Consider the following 20575-nt stretch of genomic DNA (forward strand, 5'->3'; position numbering starts at 1 on the left):
TTGCCGCTCATCTATCATCCCCTGGTGACCTTGCGCCACCTGGAGCGTAGCGACGCGCCCGCCTGGTACGCGTACCTGGCCGATCCTGTTGTCGTGGAGCACACGAGCTGGGACTTGCGCAGCATCGACGACCTGCAGTCCAATTTCGATGACTACGCATCGGCCCAGCCGTCCTCGCCCATGCGTCTGGCCGTGGTGCTGCGCGACGGTGGCCAACTGGTGGGCACCATCGGCTTGAATGCCATTTCCCCGCAGCACCGCACGGCGGAAATCGCCTACGACCTGTCGCCCGCCGTCTGGGGCCAGGGCGTGGCCACGGCCATCGTGAACGCTGTCGTGGACTGGGGTTTCCAGCGTCTGGGCTTGCTGCGCATCCAGGCGACCGTGCTGGAGAGCAATGCACGTTCGATCCGCGTGCTCGAACGCTGCGCTTTCGAGCGGGAAGGTTATTTGCGCTGCTACCGGCAAATTCGTGGAAGATCCGGTAACTTCTGGCTGCTTGCGCGCATTGCCGTCGTGCCATGAGCAAGCTTCCCCTGAGCATCCTGCTGGTGGAAGACCACCTGGCCATCGCGCGCCAGGTGCTCGATTTTCTCGACGGCTTGGGCTGGCAGACGGACCATGCGGGCACGGGTGCGCTGGCGGTGCAATTGGCCACGCGCAACAATTATGACGTGGTGCTGCTGGACCTGAACCTGCCCGACATCGATGGCTTGCAAGTGTGCCGCGCCATCAAGGCGGGCGCGCCCAGCAATGTGCCGATTTTGATGCTGACGGCGCGCGACGCCTATGAAGACAAGGCGCGCGGTTTTCGCGATGGCGCCGACGACTATTTGACCAAGCCCTTCGACTTGCGCGAGGTGGCCTTGCGCTGCGAAGCACTGGCGCGCCGGCAGCAGTTGCACGTGCACCAGGAAATGCGCGTGGGGCCCTTCACCTTGCAGACGCGCGCAGGACGCGCCCTGGTTGGCGATGCGGCGCTGCCGCTGACGCAGACGGGCTTTAAAATCTTGCTGCTGCTGTGCCGCGAACATCCGCACGCCGTGTCGCGCTCGGCCTTGCTGCAGCAGCTGTGGGGCAGCCAGCCGCCCGATAGCGACGCGCTCAAATCGCACATCTACGCGCTGCGCAAGCAGCTGGAGCTGGTTGGCGCGGCGGGCATGCTGGTGACCATCCCGCAGCTGGGCTACCGCCTTGCCTTTGAATCTGCGGCGTCTCCGTGAGCAAGTCGATCCGCCGCCAGCTGTTCGCGGCCCTGGCCGGCTTCACCGTCCTGCTGTGCCTGTGCTACACGGGCCTGGCGCTGGTGATCGCCTATGTGACGGAAGACATGCTGGTGCAGCGCCTGCTCGAGCGCGAAGCGGCGGCCGTCAGCCAGCGCTGGCGCCAGCAAGGTGAGCTGACGCCGTCTGGCAGCGACCTCATCACGGTTTATGGCGGCTACCTTGCATTGCCTCAGGCGGTACGTGCGCAAGTGCCGCCGTCCGCCCCGCGCGGGGAGGTGTTCACGACGACGGGCCAGCATTATCACGTGCTGGCGCTGGACCTCGTTGCCGCTGGCCAGCCGCAGCGCGTGTATCTGCTGGCTGACGTGGCACCCGTGCTGGTAGTGTCGCGCCTGGCGCAGGAAGTGGGCGGTGTCGTTGCTGGCATGGCGCTGGCGCTGATCGCCCTGGCCCTGCTGCTGGCCTACTGGCTGGCGCGGCGTCTCGTGCGGCCCTTGCAGAGACTGGCCCAGGAAGCGCGCCAGCTGGCGCCCGGCAGCGCCGTGCATTTCAGCGCGCGCGATCGCCCCGATGAGATCGGTTTCCTGGCGCGCCGCCTGGAAACTACCTTTGTCGAACTGCAGGCGGTCTTGCAGCGCGAACAGGCCTTCGCGCGCGACGTCAGCCACGAACTGCGCACGCCGCTGACCCTGATGCACAACACGCTTGCGCTGACCGGTGCGCAGCCTTTGGGCGGGCAGGCGCAGGCGCAGCTGCAGCAATCCACGGACGATATGCGCGCCACCATCGAGGTGTTGTTCGCGCTGGCACGGGCCGAGCAGCTGCCCGGCGAGCTGGTGGAGTTGCGCGGCTGCATAGAGCAATGCCTGCTGCGCCTGCTGGACGACCATCGCTGGGATGCCAGCCTGCTGGCGCTGGACTTGCCCGAGCGGCTGGAGGTGCTCGGCAACGGACAACTGATGCTGTTGCTCATCAATAATTGCCTGGCCAATGCGCTGTTCCATGGCGGCCCAGCTTGCCGCGTCAGTATTGCGTTTGCGCAAGGTTGCCTGAGCATCGGCAATACCGTGCCGGCGGGCCAGCCACGGCGCGTCCAGGGCTTCGCGCATGGACAGAACCTGCTGCTGCGCCTGGCACAAGCCATGCGCTGGGAGATTGTTTTCCACCCCGGCGAGAGGGAGTACCGTGTCACCATCGTTCCAGCCCGGGCGCAATAAAGTCACCGGATTTCACCGCGATTTCACCGGCGCTTGCCTAAGCTGCAAGCTCTTGATCAACGGAGAAAGTCGCATGAAATTGTTTATCAGCCTGTTGGTGCTGGCCTGCACCTGCATTCCTGCGCTGGCGCAAGTGACCAGCCTCGTTCACAAAGACGAAAAACGCCGCTACATCGTCTATACGCCTGCCGCTTATCAAAGCCAGCCGCAGCAAGCGTTTCCCGTCGTCTTCAATTTCCATGGCGGCGGCATGAGCATGGCGGAACACATGTTGTACACGCAGATGAACAAGGCGGCCGAGCGGCACCGGTTCATCGTTGTGTATCCGCAAGGCATCAAGCAGGACTGGAACGTGGGCTTTGGCATGGATTACCTGGCGGGCACCGATGATGTCGGTTTTACGCAAGCGATGCTGAGCAAGCTCAAGCAGGATTACCGCATCGATGACAAGCGCGTGTATGCCACGGGATTGTCGCGCGGCGGCTTCTTTGCCCTGCGCCTGGCGGCCGAGCTGCCGCAGCAATTCGCGGCCGTCGCTTCCGTGGGCGCGCCGATGCCCGTGCCCGTCATTGCCCACCACGCCGTGCCTTCGCCGGTGGGCATGCTGTTGATGCAGGGCACGGCCGACAAGGTGGTTTTGTATGGGGGCAAGGATGGCGGCTATCTATCCGCCGAGGACACGTTTGCCTACTGGCGCAAGCAAAACCGCCTCGAAGGCGCCGCGCCACCGGCGCGCTTGCTAGCCACCGTGCCAGGTGACGATACGCAAGTGACGCATGTGGAGCAGGGCAATGGCGCGCAGCAGGTGGCCTTGATCACCGTCAAGGACGGCGGCCACACGTGGCCTGGCACCGACGCCTTCAATATCGGCCTGCCCATCGGCAAGACCACACGCGCCATCGATGCGAATGAGGTGATGTGGGAATTTTTCAGCCGCCATCGCCGTTGACGCCATGCTAGGATGGCGGCCATCGCTGCAGTGCTATGCGGCAAATCAGGGGAGGGGGAGCACGGTGGGAATGTCAGAGGCAGGTATCGCGGCCATGGCCGAGGCAATCTTCGCCAAGCCCGGCGCGGCCGTGGCGCAGGCGTACTCGGAGGCGGAACAGGAAACGCTGCACTTTCACTCGCCTGCCGAGCTGTGCGCGTATGCGGCCAGGCTGGAGGCCGAAGGGGCCAGCGAGGTGCTGCTGGCCGTGCATTACCCGGACATGGGCGGGCAGTTTGCCCCGCGCCGCATCGCGCTCGACCCGGCCCAGTGCGGCGGCCTCACGTATCGTTATGTGTGCGAAGGCTGGGGCGTCATCCGCGTGTATCTGCGCTTGTCCAGCGGCAAGGGCCCGGACTCGAACGTGGGCGCCAATTCGCAGCAGCGCGCGGAAAAATGGCAAGCCCATTACCCGGCATTCGGCCCGACCGACGCCTGGCACTGGGATGCCGTGGGCCGCCATGAACGCCGGCTGATCCGCGTGTTGAAGAAGGTTGCGCTCCAGGATGCTACTGCACAGGAGGGCCAGTCATGACGGAGCTGACGCAGATCAACCCCGCCGCCATCTTTTGCCGTTCGCTGGCGCAGTTGTCCGCCATGCTCGACAAGACGGGCACGGCACCGCAGATGCTGGCGGCGCGTCTGCACCCGGACATGCTGCCCTTCGCCCAGCAGGTGCGCGCGGCCGTGAGCTTTTCGCTGCGCGGCTGCTGCCCGCTGGCGGATTTGGACGTGGCCGATTTCAGCGCTGCGGCAAGCCTGCAGGAACAGATCGCGCAGACCGTGCGCTATCTCAAGGCCATTCCCGTGGAACGCTTTGACGGGCCGCCCGGGCGCCTCTGCCACGACCGCGCCGGCTTCGCCGACATCGTGCTGCCGGCCGATGAATATTTGAATTTATACATCCTGCCGAATTTCTACTTTCACTTCGGCATGGCGTATGCGATAGCGCGTAGCGCCGGCGCGGCCATCGGCAAGGGCGATTTCGATGGTTATCACGCTTATGCACCGGGTTTTTCGTTCGCGACGCCAGCCGCGCCGTAATTGCTACAAGCCCGCGTCTTTCCATGAGGGCAACCCCAGCCGCTTCAACAGCCGGCCCGACAGCCCGCAGCTCCAGCAACTGATCTGGATTTGCCGCTGCCGCTCCGGCTTCGCATGCCAGGCTTGCTCGGCAAAGTCCAGCAGCGCCTCGCTGAGGGGAGAAGTGTCGGCCACGGGCGGCAGGCGCGACATCAGTTCGAACACGCCGTGGGTGGTGTCCTTGATTTGCAGCAAACCCGCCAGCAAGGCGCGCAGCACAGCGCCGTCGATGTTGCTGCTCGCTTGCGTGTAGCGTTGTTGCCAGGATAGGCCGCGAACGCGCCACAGGCCCAGCAGCGCGGGCACGTCGGCGGACTGCAGTTGCCCGATCAGCTCGTCCGCATCGAGAAACAGGTCGAGGCGGTCGTATTCACCGTCGTCGCTGCACAGCAGTTCATCGAGTTCCTGCAGTACGCTCATGCCACCACGTTCACGGGCGCCCCGCGTTCAAACGCTTCCACGTTGCCGATCAATATGTCGGCCAGCTTCTGCATGGCCTCGCCACTGGCCCAGGCCGTGTGCGGCGTGAGGATGAAGTTGGGCAAGCGCAAGTTCAACAGCGGGTTGTCGGGCGGCGGCGGCTCCTTCGATAACACGTCGAAACCGGCGCCGGCGATCACGCCATTTGTCAACGCTGTGGCCAGCGCCGCTTCGTCGACCAGGCCGCCCCGCGCCGTGTTGATCAAGAGGGACGTGGGCTGCATGCGCGCCAGTTCTTGCGCACCGATGATGTTGCGCGTCTTGTCCGTCAGGGGCAGGTGCAGGCTCAGCACGTCGGAAGTGGCCAGCAGCTCGTCGAACGTCACTTGCGTCACGCCGTCGTCGGCTATGGGCGAGCGATTGTGCACCTGCACTTGCATGCCGAAGGCGCGCCCCAGCTGGGCCACGGACTTGCCCAGCGCGCCGTAGCCGAGCAAACCCAGGCGGCTGCCGGCCAGGTCGCGGATCGGGTGGCCGAACAGGCAGAAGCGCTCCGAAGCCTGCCACAGTCCCGCTTCCACATCCGCGCGATAGGCGACCAGCTGGCGGCGCAGGGCCAGCATCAGGGCCAAGGTATGCTCGGGTACGGTGGCGCGCGCGTAGTCGCGGATATTCGCCACCACGATGCCCCTCTCCCGGCAGGCGGCCAGGTCGAGGATATCCGTGCCGGTGGCGGCCACGGCGATCATTTTTAAATCCGGCAACTGGGCCAGCTCGGCTGCGCGCAGCGGCACCTTGTTCGTGATGGCGATGCTGGCGCCTTGCAGACGGGACACCGTCTGTTCGCTGCCCTTGGTGTGCGCATACTCTTCCCAGCTGTGCGCGAAGGCGGGCGGACGCACAGTGGCGATCAGGCTGTCGCGGTCGAGGAAGACGATGCGGTGGGACGATGTGCTTGCTGCAGTCATGGCTGGGCCTCGGTCTGGGCGGCACGCGTGGGAAGATTGCTCTTGCCCTTCAGTTGCGTGGCCGGGTGGTTGGTAAACATGTCGGCGACCCATTCGACAAACACGCGCACCTTGGCGGACAGATGGCGGTTGGGCGGATAGATCACGTGGATGGGCAGCGGGTCGGATTCCCATTCATCGAGCAATTCCACCATTTTGCCCTGTTCTATCAGCGGCGCAAGCATGAAATGCGTCATTTGCACGATACCCAGGCCGGCCAGGCCGGCCGCCGCGTAGGCGTTCGAGTCGTTCAGGGCGATATGACTGGGCATGGACATCTGGATGCGTTCGCCGGCGCGCGTGAAATCCCAGTCAAACGTTTTGCCCGTCTTGGCGGAGAAAAAATTCACGCCCCGGTGCTGCGCCAGGTCGTTCGGGTGCAGCGGCGTGCCGTACCGCGCCAAATAGCCGGGCGCGGCGCAGGTGATGAAATGCAATACGCCGACCCTGCGCGCGATCAGGTTCAAATCGCCCAATTCTCCGCCGCGCACGGCGCAGTCGACGCCTTCCTCGATCAGGTCGACGGGCCGGTCGCTGCAACCGAGTTCCAGCGAGATGTCGGGGTAGCGGGCGAAGAAATCGGGCAGGGCGGGGATGATCAGTTCGCTGGCCAGGGCCGTGGGCGCATCCACGCGCAGCCGCCCGCTGGGGCTCAAGCGCGTGCGCGACAGCGATTCCTCGGCTTCGCGCACGTCCGACAGGATGCGCACGCAGCGTTCGTAATACGCGGCGCCGTCGGAGGTGATGCTGACGTGGCGCGTGGTGCGGTTGAGCAATTTAACCGACAAGCTCGCTTCCAGCGACTGGATCAGGGTCGACACGGTGGCTTTCGGCAACTGCATGTTTTCCGCCGCCCGCGTAAAGCCGCCCGCATCGACGACTTGGATGAAAACTTCCATGGCTTGCAGCTTATTCACTTGATTCCTTAGCATGTTATGCGGGATTGTTCGTAATCCTGAACAATCAATTCGTCATTGCACTCTTTATCAGATTGTAGATCAAGTCTATAGTTGTTGTACTGCAGCATAAGTGATGCCGCAGGAAGTACAACAGGAGAAATATCATGGGTCATCGGAATGGAATCTTTGCAGTGCTTGCTCTCGCTATGAGCTCGCTCGCTCTGGCCGCGATGGTATCGACGGATGCCTACTCGTTGGCGGCGCAAAGCGAAGCCAGCGGTTATAGCGCCCTGACCCATGAGATGGGCGGCGTCGCCCTGTTGTGCCTGAACGACACGGTGCTCGATGCTGCCGTGCCGCCGGTGGTGGCGCAATGAGCTTTGCCGACACCGCGGCCGAACTGGCACCTGGCCAGGCGCTGAAGATACGCGACATCGAGGTGCAGGGCGCGCAGGATGCGCTCGCCGCGCGCGTCTACACTGCCGGCGTGCCGGGCGCCAGGCAATCGAGCCTGATCGTCTTCTTCCATGGCGGTGGCTTTGTCGACGGCGACCTGGACGACGCGGACGACTTCCTGCGCTGCCTCGTGCTGAGCAACCCCGACCACGTGGTGCTGGCCGCCAACTACACCTTGGCGAAGGTGCGGCCATTCCCCGCCGCCGTGGAAGACGCGCATGCCGTGCTGCTGTGGGCCAAAAAGAACAAGTCCAAGCTGGGCTGGACGGGCAAGCAGATGGTGGTGTCGGGCATCGAGGCGGGCGCCAACCTGGCCGCCGTGTGCGCCATGATGTCGCGCGACCGGGGCGGACCGCCCCTCGCGGGCCAGGTGCTGATCATGCCCATGCTCGACCCCGGCCTGTCGACCTGCTCGATGCGCAGTTTGCCCAGTTGTCCCGACCTGGCGGAAGTGGCCGATCAATGCGCCGCCGCCTACCGTGGCTACCTGCCGAATGCCGCTGACCGTACCCATCCGTACGCGTCGCCATTGCAGTCGAGCCGCCTGAAGAACCTGCCGCCAGCCTTGATCTTGTCCAGCGAAGACGATCCATTACGCGACGAAGCTGAACAATACGGCAGCAAACTGATCGCCTGCGGCATCAAGACCACCGTGCGGCGCATGGCCGCCGCGCCGCTGCAGGATGCCGGCGCACGCAATGAGTGCGCTTGCAAGGTGCAGGTATTGAGTGAAATCGCCAGCTTTGTCGCTGGACTGGGGCAGGAGCCCGAGTCTTAAAGCCGCCATCTGCGGCACCGCAAAAAAACTTACACTAACTAGTTTACTTTTTGAGTTTCGGTTGCTACACTACGCAGTGTAGTTCCCATCTTGTCTGCGTTGTGCGCTCGCACAGCCAGCTTCGTCGTCCCCGTCCGCTTTTAACCCGCTGGCGGCCTGTTTACCTTTGATCGAGCGCCGTCGGGCGCCATGGCACCACCATACGCTGCAGTTTCCACTTTTAGCTGGGTTGCTTCCTGCCGCCCATACCATTAGAAATTTTCATAAAACAGGGAAATAAAATGAAAAACGTTCAACAATTTTCCACTCTGCTGAAGCCCCTGGCTGCCTCGCTCGCGCTGGCAGGACTGGTGGCCGTGAGCCTGGCCGGCTGCGATTCGGCCAATAGCAAGGTGCCCGACGCGCCAGCAGCTGGCGGCCCTCCCGTCTCGGCCGCTGCCGTCGTTGAAAAACAGATCACGGAAACGCAGGAATTCTCGGGCCGCCTGGAAGCGATCGAGCGCGTGGAAATCCGCTCGCGAGTCGGCGGCTTCATTACCGCCGTCAATTTCAAGCCGGGCAGCGAAGTGAAAAAGGGCGAGGTGCTGTTCGTCATCGATCCGCGTCCATTCCAGGCCGAAGTGTCGCGCGCCGAAGGCACGGCAGCTTCCGCCCGCGCCAAGGCCGAACTGGCCAAGCTGGAATTGTCGCGTGCTGAAAAGCTGCTGGCCGAAAAAGCCATCGCCCAGCGTGAATTCGATGAAAAGGCCTCGGGCCTGAAAGAGCTGGACGCGAACGCCCGCTCGGCGCAAGCCGCCTATGAAGCGGCCAAGCTGAACCTTTCGTACACGCAGGTGCAGGCGCCGATCAGCGGCCGTGTCAGCAAGGCCGAAATCACCGTCGGCAACCTGATCGACGCTTCCGCCATTTTGACCTCGGTGGTGTCGACGGACCGCATCTACGCCAGCTTCGACGGCGATGAAGATACGTATCTGCGCGTGGCCGGCACGGCGCAAAAGGGCACGCCCGTCACCGTCAAGGTGGGCCTGGCCAATGAAACGGGCTTCCCGCACGAAGGCAAGCTGGAATTCGTCGACAACCAGCTCGACCCGGCCACGGGCAGCGTGCGCATGCGCGCCACCTTCGCCAACGCCGAGCGCCAGCTGGTGCCAGGCTTGTTCGCGCGCATCTTGCTCGACGGCGGCAATGGCCCGCAGGCGCAAAGCACGGCGCTGTTGATCAGCGACCGCGCCGTCGGCACGGACCAGAGCCGCAAGTATGTCTACGTGGTGGGCGCTGACAACAAGGCTGAGTACCGCGCCGTCAAGCTGGGCCCGAACTCGGACGGCTTGCGCGTGGTGCGCGAAGGCTTGAAAGCGGGCGAAAAGATCGTCGTCAACGGCTTGCAGCGCGTGCGTCCTGGCGCCCCGGTGACGCCGCAGATGGTGGCCATGGATTTCGATCCGACCGCGCCCGTCGCCCCCGCAAAACCTGAAGCAAAAGACGCCAAGATCGCCGCGAAAGCAGCATCGACTTCCAAGGAATAAACATGAATTTTTCCCGCTTTTTCATCGACAAGCCGATTTTCGCGGCGGTGCTGTCGATAGTCATATTCGTGGCCGGGCTGCTGTCGATATTCGGCCTGCCCATCTCCGAGTATCCCGACGTCGTGCCGCCATCCGTGGTGGTGCGCGCGCAATATCCGGGCGCCAACCCGAAAGTGATCGCCGAAACCGTGGCCGCGCCGCTCGAAGAGCAGATCAACGGCGTCGAGAACATGCTCTACATGTCCTCGCAAAACACGTCCGATGGTTCGATGATGCTGACCGTGACCTTCAAGATCGGTACCAACGTCGAGCAGGCCGAGACGCAGGTGCAGAACCGCGTGCAGCGCGCCTTGCCGCGCCTGCCCGAGGAAGTGCGCCAGATCGGCGTAACGACGGTGAAATCGTCGCCGAATCTGACCATGGTGGTGCACCTGGTTTCGCCGAACAAGCGCTATGACGATATGTACCTGCGTAACTACGCGGTGCTGAACGTCAAGGATCAATTGGCCCGTCTGCCCGGCATGGGCGACATCCAGATCTTCGGCGCCGGCGACTATGCCATGCGCATCTGGCTCGACCCGCAAAAGGTAGCGGCACGCGGCATGACGGCGAACGACGTCGTCGACGCCATCCGCGAGCAGAACGTGCAGGTGGCCGCCGGCGTGATCGGCGCCTCGCCAGCGAAGAACTCGGACTTCCAGCTGACCGTCAATACCCAGGGCCGCCTGCAGACGCCCGAGGAATTCGGCGCCATCATCGTGCGCACGAATGCCGACGGCGCCATCACGCACCTGAAAGACGTGGCGCGCGTGGAAATGGGCGCCAACAGCTACTCGCTGCGTTCGCTGCTGAACAATAATCCGGCCGTCGGCATGGGTATTTTCGAAGCGCCGAATGCCAACGCGCTGCAATTGTCGTCCGACGTGCGTTCCAAGATGGAAGAGCTGAAAAAAGACTTCCCGCAAGGCGTGGAATACCGCATCGAGTACGACCCCACGCAGTTCGTGCGTTCGTCCATCGAAGCCGTGATCCACACCCTGCTGGAAGCGATCGCACTGGTGGTGCTGGTGGTGATCATCTTCCTGCAAACCTGGCGCGCCTCGATCATTCCGCTCTTGGCCGTTCCCGTGTCGATCGTCGGTACCTTTGCCGTGATGCTGGGCTTTGGCTTCTCGATCAACACCTTGTCGCTGTTCGGCCTCGTGCTGGCCATCGGTATCGTCGTCGATGACGCCATCGTAGTGGTGGAAAACGTCGAGCGCAACATCGAGGAAGGCCTCTCGCCACGCGACGCCACCATCCAGGCCATGAAAGAGGTCAGCGGTCCTATCGTCGCCATCGCCCTGGTGCTGTGCGCCGTGTTCGTGCCGATCGCTTTCGTGCCCGGCCTGTCGGGCGAGTTCTACCGCCAGTTCGCGCTGACCATCGCCATTTCGACGGTGATCTCCGCTTTCAGCTCGCTGACCCTGGCGCCGGCCCTGTCGGCCGCGCTGCTGAAACCGCACGATGCGCCGAAGGATGCGCTGACGCGCGGCATGGACATGGTCTTCGGCCGCTTCTTCGCCTGGTTCAACCGCTTCTTCGGCCGCGCTTCGCACCGTTATGAAGCGGGCGTGAAGGGTGTATTGGGCCGCAAGAGCGCCTCGCTGGGCGTGTATGCGCTGCTGGTCGTCGCCGCCATCTTCACCTTCAAGTCCGTGCCGGCCGGCTTCGTGCCAGCGCAGGACAAGCAGTACCTGGTGGGCTTTGCGCAATTGCCTGACGCCGCTTCGCTGGACCGCACGGAAGATGTCGTGCGCCGCATGTCCGACGTCATCAAATCGGTGCCCGGCGTCGAATCGACCATCGCCTTCCCCGGCCTGTCGATCAACGACTTTACCAATGCGCCGAACGCCGGCATTGTCTTCGCCACGCTGAAGCCGTTCGACGAACGTACCACCAAGGAATTGTCGGGCGGCGCCATCGCGGCCGAGATCAACAAGCGCCTGGGCGGTATTCAGGACGCCTTCATCATGGTCTTCCCGCCACCGCCGGTCAACGGCCTCGGTACCATCGGCGGCTTCAAGATGATGATCGAAGACCGCGGCAACCTCGGTTACGATGCGCTGTACAACGCCACCCAGGCGCTGGCCGCCAAGGCCTACCAGACGCCGGAACTGGCGGGCGTGTTCTCGGGCTACCAGATCAACGTGCCGCAGCTGTTTGCCGACGTCGACCGCGTGAAGGCCAAGCAGATGGGCGTGCCGCTGGCGACCATCTACCAGACCTTGCAGATCAACCTCGGTTCGCTGTACGTGAATGACTTCAACCAGTTTGGCCGCACCTACCAGGTGCGCGTGCAGGCCGATGCGGCGTTCCGTTCACATGCGCAGGATATCGCGCAGCTGAAGGTGCGTAGTAACAAAGGCGAAATGATCCCGCTGTCGTCGCTGATGCGCGTCAAGGATAGCTATGGTCCGGACCGCGTGCAGCGCTATAACGCTTACGCCGCAGCCGATTTCAACGGCGGCGCCGCCCCTGGCGTATCGAGCGGCCAGGCGCAAGCCGCGCTGGAACGCATCGCCAAGGAAGTGCTGCCGCAAGGGATTTCGTATGAATGGACGGAGCTGACCTACCAGGACATCTTGTCCGGTAATACGATGATCTATGTCTTCCCGCTGTGCGTGCTGCTGGTGTTCCTGGTGCTGGCCGCCCAGTACGAAAGCTGGACCCTGCCGCTGGCCGTGATTCTGATCGTGCCGATGTCGATCCTCTGCGCCTTGCTTGGCGTGAAACTGACCGGCGGCGACAACAACGTGTTCACCCAGATCGCGCTGTTCGTGCTGGTGGGGCTGGCGTCGAAGAATGCGATCCTGATCGTGGAATTTGCCCGCGAACTGGAAGAGCATGGCCGCACTGTCGTGCAAGCGGCGCTGGAAGCGTGCCGCCTGCGCCTGCGTCCGATTCTGATGACGTCGATCGCCTTCATCATGGGCGTGGTGCCCCTGGTGTTCTCGCACGGCGCTGGTTCGGAAATGCGCCATGCGATGGGCGTGGCGGTGTTTGCCGGCATGCTGGGCGTGACCTTCTTCGGCCTGTTCCTGACGCCCGTGTTCTACGTACTGCTGCGCACCCTGGCGCAGCGTTTTGAGAAAAAACCAGCCACCGCTGCCGCCAAGCCAAGCGCTGCGCCAGCGCTGGACCTGGAAGGAGATATATATTGAAAACCAATGCAATCATCCGGCGCGCAGCGCCCGTCTTGAGCGCCATGGCCGCCGCAGTTCTGCTGGCCGCCTGCGCGGCGCCGGAGTTCAAGCAGCCGCAGATTGAGACGCCGACGGCGTTCAAGGAAGCGCAAGCGCCTGCCGTGCAGACGGCGGCCGACGGCACGCGTTGGAAGCAGGGCGTGCCAGCCGAGCGCCAGGCGCGCGGCGAATGGTGGCTGGCGTTTAACGATCCGGCCTTGACTAGCCTGATCAGCGAAGCCACGCAGGCGAATGCCAACCTGGCGGTGGCCGCCGCCCGCGTCAAGCAGGCGAGGGCGATTGCCGGTATCGCCGAAGCGGACCGCATCCCGCAAGTGGGCGTGAACGTGGGCGGCCAGCGCAACCGCGCTTCCGCCGTGTCGCTCGGCTTGCCGAACGGCGCGCCGGTAGCGGCGACCAACGTCTACCAGGCCAGCCTGACGGCCAGCTACGAAGTCGATTTGTTCGGCCGCGTGGCATCGAACGTCAGCGCCTCGCGCAGCGATGCGCTGGCCGTGGAAGCGACCTACCGCTCCGTGCTGCTGTCCTTGCAGGCCGACGTGGCGCAGACCTACTTCCAGCTGCGCGCCACGGACGCCGAACTGGCGACGCTGGAACAGACGGTGCGCCTGCGTGAAGAAAGCGTGCATGTGAACCAGCGCCGCTATGACCTGGGCGACATCGGCGAATTCGATCTGTCGCGTGCCCGCACGGAGCTGTCGACGGTACGCGCCGAAGCCATCGGCTTGCAGCGCCAGCGCGCCACCGGCGAGCATGCGCTGGCCGTCCTGCTGGGCAAACCGGCCGCCAGCTTCACTGCGGGCGTCAACCCGCTGCAAGACAGTGGCTTCCTGCCAGTGATCCCGGCCGGCATGCCGTCGTCCCTGCTGGAACGCCGTCCCGACATCGCGTCGGCGCAGCGCACCATGGAAGCGTCGAATGCACGCATCGGCGTGGCCAAATCGGCCATGTTCCCCGCGTTGACCTTGAACGCCTCCGGTGGCGGCGCGTCCGATACCTTCTCGGATATCTTCAAGTGGAGCAGCCGCTCCTGGCTGCTGGGCGCCCTGATGTCGATGCCCATCATCGACGGTGGCCGCAACAAGGCGGCCGTGAGCCGCAGCGAAGCGCAGCTGGAAGAGTCGGTGGCAACGTATCGCCAGAGCGTGCTGGTAGCCTTCGCCGAGGTGGAAGACAACCTGGCCGGCCTGCGCATCCTGTCGGGCCAGACGCAGCAGATCGACGAAGCCGTCGTTTCGGCGCGCCGCTCGGCCGACCTGGCGCAAAAGCTGTACGACGCGGGCCGTTCCAGCTACCTCGATCTGCTCGACGCGCAACGCAACCTGGCGGCCATCGAGCGCAATGCCGTGCAGTTGCGCGGCAACCGCGCCGTCACCACGGTGGCGCTGATCCGCGCCCTGGGCGGCGGCTGGGGCGAGACGGAGCCGCAGGTCGCGGCCAACTAGTTTCCCGGCACCGCGGGCTGGATCAATCCGGCCCGCGGCAAGGGATGCATATCGGGAACGGCGTCGTGCGCTTGCACGGCGCCGTTTTTTTATAGCTTGCGTAGGTCGGCTTAGCGCGCAGCGCGTAAGCCGACAATCAGTTGAATCCGTTTGCGGACAGACCGCGTAAGTACTCCTGCAATCACGCAAACGCAGTCATCCAGGAGATATCATCATGCGCACCTTCATCCCTGCAGCATTGTTCCTCACTTCCATGCTGGCCGCCAGCACCTCTTTTTCCGCCGATATGACGACCATGGTCGGTGGCCAGAGCATGTATCCGTCCAAGGACATCGTCGATAACGCCGTCAATTCGGCCGACCACACGACCCTGGTGGCTGCCGTCAAGGCCGCAGGTCTGGTCGATACCTTGAAAGGCAAGGGTCCGTTTACCGTGTTCGCACCGACGAATGCGGCGTTCGGCAAACTGCCGGCCGGCACCGTCGAGACCCTGGTCAAACCGGAAAACAAGGCGACGCTGACGAAAATCCTCACCTACCACGTGGTGCCCGGAAAATATGACTTCAAGGCGCTGGCCAGGGAAATCAAGATGCATGATGGTAAAGCCACTTTGCCCACGGCCAGCGGGGGCAAGCTGATGTTCGCCATGAACGGCATGCACAATATTGTGGTGATGGACGAGGGCGGCAACAGCGCCAACATCAGCACCTATGACGTGTACCAGTCGAATGGCGTGATCAATGTGATCGACACGGTGCTGATGCCGAAATAAATACACGAAAAAGCGGGCGAAAAAAAGACAGGGAAAACCCTGTCTTTTTGGCTTGCGCGGTCTTGATTACTTGGCTGGCGCTGCTGCCGGTACGGAAGCTGCTGGTGCGGCCGGAGCTGCTGGCGTCGCCGGTGCTGCTTTCTTCGCCTTGTGATGCTTGGCTTTCTTGTGCGTCGCTGGCTTGACGGCGGCTGCCGGTGCTTCGGCCTTGACGACCGGGGCGACGACAGGAATCGGTGCTACTGGAGCGACTGGCGCGACGGCTGGCGTCTGGGCGAAAGCGGCGGTGGCGAACAGGCTGGCGATCAGGGTGGCGATAACTTTTTTCATTTTAAGATCCTTGGTATATGTGGTCAGTCAGGTGTGTCGGAATTACTTGGCTGGAGCTGGAGCTGGAGCTGCGGCAGCGGCAGCGGCGGTGGCCGATGCCAGCTTTTCGTCAGCCTTGGCTTTGGTTTTTTTCGCAGTGTGGTGCGCCTTGGCTTTCGTGGTGGCAGCTTCCGCTTTGGCGCTGGCGACGTCCGTTTTGGCGGCGACGACTGCTTTCGCTTCTTTCGCATCCGCTTTGACGACCGTTTGCGCTTCCTTGGCGTCCGCTTTCACGACGGCCTTGGTATGGGCCGCTTCCACTTTGGCGGGAACCGAGGCTGCTGCGGTAGCATGCGCTGCCGGAGCTGCGGGCGTTTGAGCGAAGGCTGCGGTTGCGAACAGGCCGGCGATCAGGGTAGCAATTACTTTTTTCATGGTGCAGTCCTCGGTGGTGGTTTGTCTGGTATGTCTGTTGGTGGCGGGATGATTCCCGTGTCACTGAGCATAAAACGCGCCCCCGGACGCTTGCGTTGACGGTCATTACAAACGCTTACATCTGCGTTGCATCCGCCTTCAGGATGGCTTTCAGGATGTCTTCCGAACGGCGCTGTCCATAACCCTTGCCATATGCGCTCGATGCGATGCTGACGACCATGCGGCGCGCGGGGATCACATAGATCTTGTTGCCGCCGTTGCCCGAGGCGAAATGCACGGCGATCTTTTGTCCGGCGATATCCTGCGTCTTCGCGTACCAGAAATAGCCATAGCTGTCGGCGTAGCGGTCCACGGCGCCGATGGCCACGCGCGGCGCCAGCGCGGCCTTGATCCATGCCGCATCGATCACCGGCCGGCCATCGACCACGCCGTCGTCGAGCACCATCTGGCCAATCTTCGCCGCATCGCGGGCGCGCAGCGACAGATTGCCCTGGCCTTTCGGGTGCTTGGCCACGTCGCGGCCCCAGCTCCAGCGCGTGATGCCCAGTGGAGTGAACAATACCCTGGCGGCATAGTCTTCCAGGTCGGCGCCGCTGGCGTTTTCCACCACTCTCCCGGCGATGTAGGAACCCAGCGAGTTGTAGCGGTAGATGCTGCCCGGCTTTGTTGCGGCCGGCACGTCGCGCACGAAGGCGGCGGGGTCGGACGCCGCATCGAGCTTGTCTTCATTGCCCGGCGACTGTTCGTCTTCATCAAAGGCGGCCAGGCCCGAACGCATGGTCAGCAAGTCGTCGAGGGCGACTCTGCCCGCCGGGCTGCCAGCCACTTCGGGCCAGTAGTCGCCCACGGTTTTTGTTGTCGCCAGCTGGCCGCGTGCCACGGCCGCGCCCATCAGCAGCGCGGTGATGCTCTTGCCGGCCGAACGGATGTCGTGCAGGGTGTCGGCCGTCTCGCCGTTGTAATAGCGTTCGGCCACGATGGCGCCCTCGCGCAGCACGACGACGGCGCGCAAGTCGCCATGGCTGTCGTGGTCCTGGGCTTGCAGGACTTGTTCCAGGGTTGTGGGGGTGTCTTGCGCATTGACGGCGCAGGGCAGGCACAGGGCGGCAATCAATAGCAAGGGCAGGTGGCGCATGGGCTGGGCTTCGTGGCAATAGTCGGAGTGCCAGTGTCCCTCATCTGCGTCGCTTTGTCGCGCGCAAGCTGGCCTGTTCGATGAAGTTTGCATGAAGGCGCAGTGCAAGAGGCAACATGCAAAAAGGACAGCCGAAGCTGTCCCTGATAGTGCAGGCGAAGTGGCCACGTTAGCGCAGACCCGGCGGACGCGCTCCCGTGGCTGTGTTCGCGATTACTTCGCTGGTGCTGGCGTTGCCGGAACGGTTTCTGCCGCTTTCGCTGCATCCGCTTTCACTTTGGCTTTGCTGGCCTTGTGATGGGCCTTGGCCTTGCTGGCTTTGGCATCGGCCTTGGCGCTGGCGACGTCGGCTTTCGCATCGGCGGCGACAACCGCTTCTTTCGCGTCGGCTTTCACGACAGCCTTGGTTTCCTTGGCTTCTGCCTTGACCACGGCTTTCGTGTGTGCCGCTTCCGCCTTGGCCGGAGCCGACGCTGCCGGGGCGGCAGGGGTTTGAGCGAAGGCTGCGGTAGCGAACAGGCTGGCGACGAGGGTGGCGATAACTTTTTTCATTTTATTTTCCTGGCAAGTGGTAAGTGATGGTGCGTCGAGGATTACTTGGCTGCTGCTGGTGCTGGAGCAGGTGCTGCAGCGGTGGCCGAAGCCAGTTTTTCATCGGCCTTGGCCTTGGTGTGCTTGGCCTTGTGGTGTGCCTTGGCTTTCGTGGTGACTGCTTCCGTTTTGGCGCTGGCCACTTCCGTTTTCGCGGCGACGACGGCTTTCGCTTCTTTGGCATCCGCTTTCACGACGGCTTGCGCTTCCTTGGCGTCGGCTTTCACGACAGCCTTGGTGTGGGCCGCTTCCACTTTGGCAGGCGCTGCCGGGGTGGCAGGGGTTTGGGCGAAGGCTGCGGTAGCGAACAGGCCGGCGATCAGGGTAATAATTGCTTTTTTCATGGTGCAGTCCTCAGTGGTGGTTTGTCTGGTATGTCTGTTGGTGCCGGGATGATTCCCGTGTCACTGAGCATAAAACGCGCCCCCGAACGCTTGCGTTGACGGACCTTACAATCGCTTACACTCCGATCCATGCAGGTGGCACTGATGCTCCGTAGAGGGGACTTCATGCCGTACCGGCCCCCGCCCGTCGCATGCCTCCCTGGTGCCGGGAGATGGGCGCTAGAATAACGATAAATTCACTCAAACGCCTGCCATGTCCGAGCCTTCTTTTCCTTCCTTTGCCGCGCCGCCCATACGCCACGATCCGCGCCTGGTACGCCTGTACATGCGGCAGACCCTGCTGCGTTTTTACGGCGCAATACTGTTGCCGCTGGCGCCAGTAATGGTGATGATGATGCTGTTGTTGATGTACTTGCCGAAAGGCGGAACGGTCAGCTGGGTGCAACTGGTGAGTGGTGTTTACATGCTGCTGTTACCTGCGATCGGCGCCCGCTCCATGGTGCTTCAGCAGTTGCGCAAGTTCAGCGAAGAAGGCGTTACCCTCAGCGAGGAGCTGATCTCGGCCCGCGTCTCGCGCGAGCTGGCCTCGCCCTTCGATATCTTTACCAGTTTCGACCTGTGCGCGGAAGCGCTTTCCGGTTTGGCCACGGGCCAGGCGCTGGGTCTGGCGGGGCCGCCGGCCTTTGCTCATGATCCGTTCAAACGCATCATCGTGCTGGGACGATCGCGCCCATTTTTTATTTTCGGCGCCACGGAGGTGCGCCTATGTGCCGAAGAAGGGCAAGGCGTGCGCATCCGCGTGCGGCGCATCCTGAGTGCGCAATGCCTGTGCATGCAGACCGGTAGCGCATTGCGCGCCGTGGAAGCGGTAACAACACAATTGCAAGCCAGCCTTGCGCGGCGTTGGCGTGCTCAGGATGCCGTGTTGCGCGAACAGGCGGCCGAACGCGAAGCTTTGCAGGCACGCCTGTCTGCCCTGCAGGCACAAGTGGAGCCGCATTTCCTGTTCAATACCCTGGCCAATTTGAAATACCTGATGCGCACGGACACGTCCGCGGCACTGGAGATGCTCGACCATCTGATTGCCTATCTGCAGAATGCCTTGCCCGACATGCGCTCGATATCGTCGACCCTGGGTCGCGAAATCGATTTGGCGCGCGCCTACCTGTCGCTCATGCAGATACGCATGGGCCAGCGTCTGCGCTTTTTCATCGACGTGCCGGAAGGTCTGCGCGCCTTGCCGATGCCGCCGGCCATGCTCATTTCGCTGGTGGAGAATGCGCTGCGGCATGGATTGCAGGGATTGCCGCATCCAGGTTCGCTGCGTATTGGCGCCGTGCTGCAAAGTGGCACGCTGGAAGTGACTGTCCACGATGACGGCGCTGGTCTGGGTGGTAGCACGGGACATGGCCATGGAGTAGGGCTGTCGAATATCCACGCCCGGTTGGCATTATTGTATGGCGATGCGGCCACGCTGCAGGTGCTGCAGGCACAGCCGCGCGGAGTGACGGCCATCGTGCGCTTGCCGGTTTCGTCAGGAGCTATCTGATGTCGCGCGCCTTGATCGTTGAAGATGAGCCGCTGCTGCGCGCGGAGCTGCGCGACCAGTTGCAGTTGCTGTGGCCATCCTTGCAGATTGTGGGCGAGGCAGGCGACGGTATCGCGGCCCTGGCCTTGATCACGGAGCAGCAGCCGGACATCGTTTTTCTCGATATACAGATGCCAGGCTTGAATGGCCTGGAGGTGGCACAGCATCTGCCTGCCGGCTGCCAGGTGGTTTTTGTTACCGCGTATGCGGAATACGCGCTGTCGGCGTTCGATGCGGGGGCAGTTGATTATCTGGTTAAACCGCTGGCGACGGCGCGGCTGCTGCAGATGATACGGCGCTTGCAGGCGCGCGGCGCGGCAGCAGCGCCGCCGGCGGCCGCCGTGTGGCAGCAAGTGTTTGCGCCGCCACCGTCCTACCTGAAATGGATCAAGGCGTCGGCTGGCAATACCTTGCGCCTGCTGCTGGTGAGCGAGATCGATTTTTTCCAATCCGAAGGAAAATACACGCGCGTGGCCAGCGCTGGCGGCGCAAGCTTGATCCGTCTGAGCCTGAAGGAATTGCTGGAGCAACTGGACCCGGCGCAGTTTGTGCAGATCCATCGCAGCAGCATCGTCAACCTGCATGCGATCGAACGCATCGACAAAGATGGTACGGCGATGTATATCCGTCTGAAGGGCGGACATGGCTCACTCTCTGTCAGTGAAGCGTTTGCGCGCCAGTTCCGGCAGATGTAGCGACAGCGCTGTCCATGCACAAAAAGACAGCCGAAGCTGTCTTTTTGAGTGACGCGGAAAACGCGCGGAACTGATTATTTGGCTGCTGCTGCGGTCGCTTCAGTTTTGGCTTCGTCAGCCTTGGCCTTGGCTTTTTTCGCTTTGTGATGGGCTTTGGCCTTGGTGGCGCTGGCATCGGCCTTGGCGCTGGCGACATCGGCTTTCGCATCGGCTTTCACGACGGCTTCTTTCGCATCGGCTTTCACGACGGCCTTGGTTTCTTTTGCTTCTGCTTTGGCCACTTCCTTGGTGTGCTTGGCTTCGGCCTTGGCCGGCGCTGCTGGTGCTGGGGTTTGAGCAAAGGCTGCGGTAGCGAACAAGCCGGCGATCAGAGTAGCAATTACTTTTTTCATGGTGCAGTTCCTCGAGAAGTGGGT

The 20575-nt window shown here is 63.0% G+C and carries 23 protein-coding genes; 14 read left to right on the forward strand and 9 right to left on the reverse strand.

Annotated elements, in window-relative coordinates:
• From ACP7EG_RS04425 to ACP7EG_RS04450, 6 genes are all read left to right on the forward strand, one after another.
• Positions 1–525 carry a GNAT family N-acetyltransferase gene (locus tag ACP7EG_RS04425; protein ID WP_426086577.1) on the forward strand — a complete coding sequence of 175 codons (525 nt, stop codon included), beginning with the start codon at positions 1–3 and terminating at the stop codon, positions 523–525.
• Complete coding sequence (locus ACP7EG_RS04430; protein WP_426086578.1) at positions 522–1223, forward strand: response regulator transcription factor; 702 nt, start codon at positions 522–524, stop codon at positions 1221–1223. Before ACP7EG_RS04425 ends, ACP7EG_RS04430 begins: the two co-directional genes overlap by 4 nt.
• Complete coding sequence (locus ACP7EG_RS04435; RefSeq protein WP_426086579.1) at positions 1220–2443, forward strand: sensor histidine kinase; 1224 nt, start codon at positions 1220–1222, stop codon at positions 2441–2443. The genes ACP7EG_RS04430 and ACP7EG_RS04435 overlap by 4 nt, the downstream gene beginning before the upstream one ends.
• A 73-nt stretch (positions 2444–2516) precedes the next feature.
• Positions 2517–3392: an extracellular catalytic domain type 1 short-chain-length polyhydroxyalkanoate depolymerase gene (locus ACP7EG_RS04440; RefSeq protein WP_426086580.1), complete on the forward strand. Its 876-nt coding sequence runs from the start codon at positions 2517–2519 to the stop codon at positions 3390–3392.
• 94 nt (positions 3393–3486) lie between these two features.
• A complete protein-coding gene (locus ACP7EG_RS04445; protein WP_426086582.1) occupies positions 3487–3966 on the forward strand; it encodes a hypothetical protein in 480 nt (159 codons plus the stop codon).
• A complete protein-coding gene (locus ACP7EG_RS04450; protein WP_426086583.1) occupies positions 3963–4475 on the forward strand; it encodes a DUF1993 family protein in 513 nt (170 codons plus the stop codon). The genes ACP7EG_RS04445 and ACP7EG_RS04450 overlap by 4 nt, the downstream gene beginning before the upstream one ends.
• A gap of 3 nt (positions 4476–4478) precedes the next feature.
• Here the strand turns inward: ACP7EG_RS04450 and ACP7EG_RS04455 are convergent, their stop codons facing one another.
• The 3 genes from ACP7EG_RS04455 to ACP7EG_RS04465 are packed head-to-tail and all read right to left on the reverse strand — an operon-like array spanning position 4479 to position 6858.
• Positions 4479–4934, reverse strand: a complete 456-nt coding sequence (locus ACP7EG_RS04455) for a hypothetical protein (RefSeq protein WP_426086584.1) — start codon at positions 4932–4934, stop codon at positions 4479–4481.
• Positions 4931–5902: a D-2-hydroxyacid dehydrogenase gene (locus ACP7EG_RS04460; RefSeq protein WP_426086585.1), complete on the reverse strand. Its 972-nt coding sequence runs from the start codon at positions 5900–5902 to the stop codon at positions 4931–4933. The genes ACP7EG_RS04455 and ACP7EG_RS04460 overlap by 4 nt, the downstream gene beginning before the upstream one ends.
• Entirely contained in the window at positions 5899–6858 is a 960-nt protein-coding gene (locus ACP7EG_RS04465) for a LysR substrate-binding domain-containing protein (protein ID WP_426086586.1), read from the reverse strand. Before ACP7EG_RS04465 ends, ACP7EG_RS04460 begins: the two co-directional genes overlap by 4 nt.
• 188 nt (positions 6859–7046) lie before the next feature.
• On the opposite strand from ACP7EG_RS04465, the gene ACP7EG_RS04470 reads away from it, so the two are divergent.
• The 6 genes from ACP7EG_RS04470 (at position 7047) to ACP7EG_RS04495 (ending at position 15062) form a co-directional block, all read left to right on the forward strand.
• Positions 7047–7217 carry a hypothetical protein gene (locus ACP7EG_RS04470; RefSeq protein ID WP_426086587.1) on the forward strand — a complete coding sequence of 57 codons (171 nt, stop codon included), beginning with the start codon at positions 7047–7049 and terminating at the stop codon, positions 7215–7217.
• Positions 7214–8074 carry an alpha/beta hydrolase gene (locus tag ACP7EG_RS04475; protein ID WP_426086589.1) on the forward strand — a complete coding sequence of 287 codons (861 nt, stop codon included), beginning with the start codon at positions 7214–7216 and terminating at the stop codon, positions 8072–8074. Before ACP7EG_RS04470 ends, ACP7EG_RS04475 begins: the two co-directional genes overlap by 4 nt.
• Positions 8075–8355: 281 nt before the next feature.
• A complete protein-coding gene (locus ACP7EG_RS04480) occupies positions 8356–9600 on the forward strand; it encodes an efflux RND transporter periplasmic adaptor subunit (RefSeq protein WP_426086590.1) in 1245 nt (414 codons plus the stop codon).
• Between the two features lie 2 nt (positions 9601–9602).
• Positions 9603–12803 carry an efflux RND transporter permease subunit gene (locus ACP7EG_RS04485; protein ID WP_426086591.1) on the forward strand — a complete coding sequence of 1067 codons (3201 nt, stop codon included), beginning with the start codon at positions 9603–9605 and terminating at the stop codon, positions 12801–12803.
• Positions 12804–12847: 44 nt separating this feature from the next.
• The gene (locus ACP7EG_RS04490; protein WP_426087133.1) at positions 12848–14290 is read left to right on the forward strand and encodes an efflux transporter outer membrane subunit; all 1443 of its coding nucleotides are present in this window, start codon (positions 12848–12850) and stop codon (positions 14288–14290) included.
• Between the two features lie 214 nt (positions 14291–14504).
• Positions 14505–15062 carry a fasciclin domain-containing protein gene (locus tag ACP7EG_RS04495; RefSeq protein ID WP_426086592.1) on the forward strand — a complete coding sequence of 186 codons (558 nt, stop codon included), beginning with the start codon at positions 14505–14507 and terminating at the stop codon, positions 15060–15062.
• A gap of 66 nt (positions 15063–15128) precedes the next feature.
• Here ACP7EG_RS04495 and ACP7EG_RS04500 read toward each other — a convergent pair whose 3' ends face one another.
• From ACP7EG_RS04500 to ACP7EG_RS04520, 5 genes are all read right to left on the reverse strand, one after another.
• On the reverse strand, positions 15129–15392 hold the full coding sequence (locus ACP7EG_RS04500) for a hypothetical protein (RefSeq protein WP_426086593.1): 264 nt from the start codon (positions 15390–15392) through the stop codon (positions 15129–15131).
• Positions 15393–15434: 42 nt separating this feature from the next.
• Positions 15435–15806: a hypothetical protein gene (locus ACP7EG_RS04505; RefSeq protein ID WP_426086594.1), complete on the reverse strand. Its 372-nt coding sequence runs from the start codon at positions 15804–15806 to the stop codon at positions 15435–15437.
• 115 nt (positions 15807–15921) lie between these two features.
• A complete protein-coding gene (locus ACP7EG_RS04510) occupies positions 15922–16941 on the reverse strand; it encodes a serine hydrolase domain-containing protein (RefSeq protein WP_426086595.1) in 1020 nt (339 codons plus the stop codon).
• Between the two features lie 213 nt (positions 16942–17154).
• Positions 17155–17493 carry a hypothetical protein gene (locus tag ACP7EG_RS04515; protein ID WP_426086596.1) on the reverse strand — a complete coding sequence of 113 codons (339 nt, stop codon included), beginning with the start codon at positions 17491–17493 and terminating at the stop codon, positions 17155–17157.
• A gap of 41 nt (positions 17494–17534) precedes the next feature.
• Complete coding sequence (locus ACP7EG_RS04520; protein ID WP_426086597.1) at positions 17535–17876, reverse strand: hypothetical protein; 342 nt, start codon at positions 17874–17876, stop codon at positions 17535–17537.
• A gap of 253 nt (positions 17877–18129) precedes the next feature.
• Here ACP7EG_RS04520 and ACP7EG_RS04525 point away from each other — a divergent pair, with 253 nt between their 5' ends.
• Positions 18130–19425, forward strand: coding sequence for a sensor histidine kinase (locus tag ACP7EG_RS04525; RefSeq protein ID WP_426086598.1), 1296 nt, complete (start codon positions 18130–18132; stop codon positions 19423–19425).
• The gene (locus ACP7EG_RS04530) at positions 19425–20159 is read left to right on the forward strand and encodes a LytR/AlgR family response regulator transcription factor (RefSeq protein WP_426086599.1); all 735 of its coding nucleotides are present in this window, start codon (positions 19425–19427) and stop codon (positions 20157–20159) included. Before ACP7EG_RS04525 ends, ACP7EG_RS04530 begins: the two co-directional genes overlap by 1 nt.
• A gap of 74 nt (positions 20160–20233) precedes the next feature.
• On the opposite strand, the gene ACP7EG_RS04535 is transcribed toward ACP7EG_RS04530, so the two are convergent.
• Positions 20234–20551, reverse strand: coding sequence for a hypothetical protein (locus ACP7EG_RS04535; RefSeq protein ID WP_426086600.1), 318 nt, complete (start codon positions 20549–20551; stop codon positions 20234–20236).
• Positions 20552–20575: the final 24 nt, after the last annotated feature.

The organism is Janthinobacterium sp. PSPC1-1 (genome assembly GCF_049897625.1).
Classification (GTDB): Bacteria; Pseudomonadota; Gammaproteobacteria; order Burkholderiales; family Burkholderiaceae_D; genus Janthinobacterium; species Janthinobacterium tructae.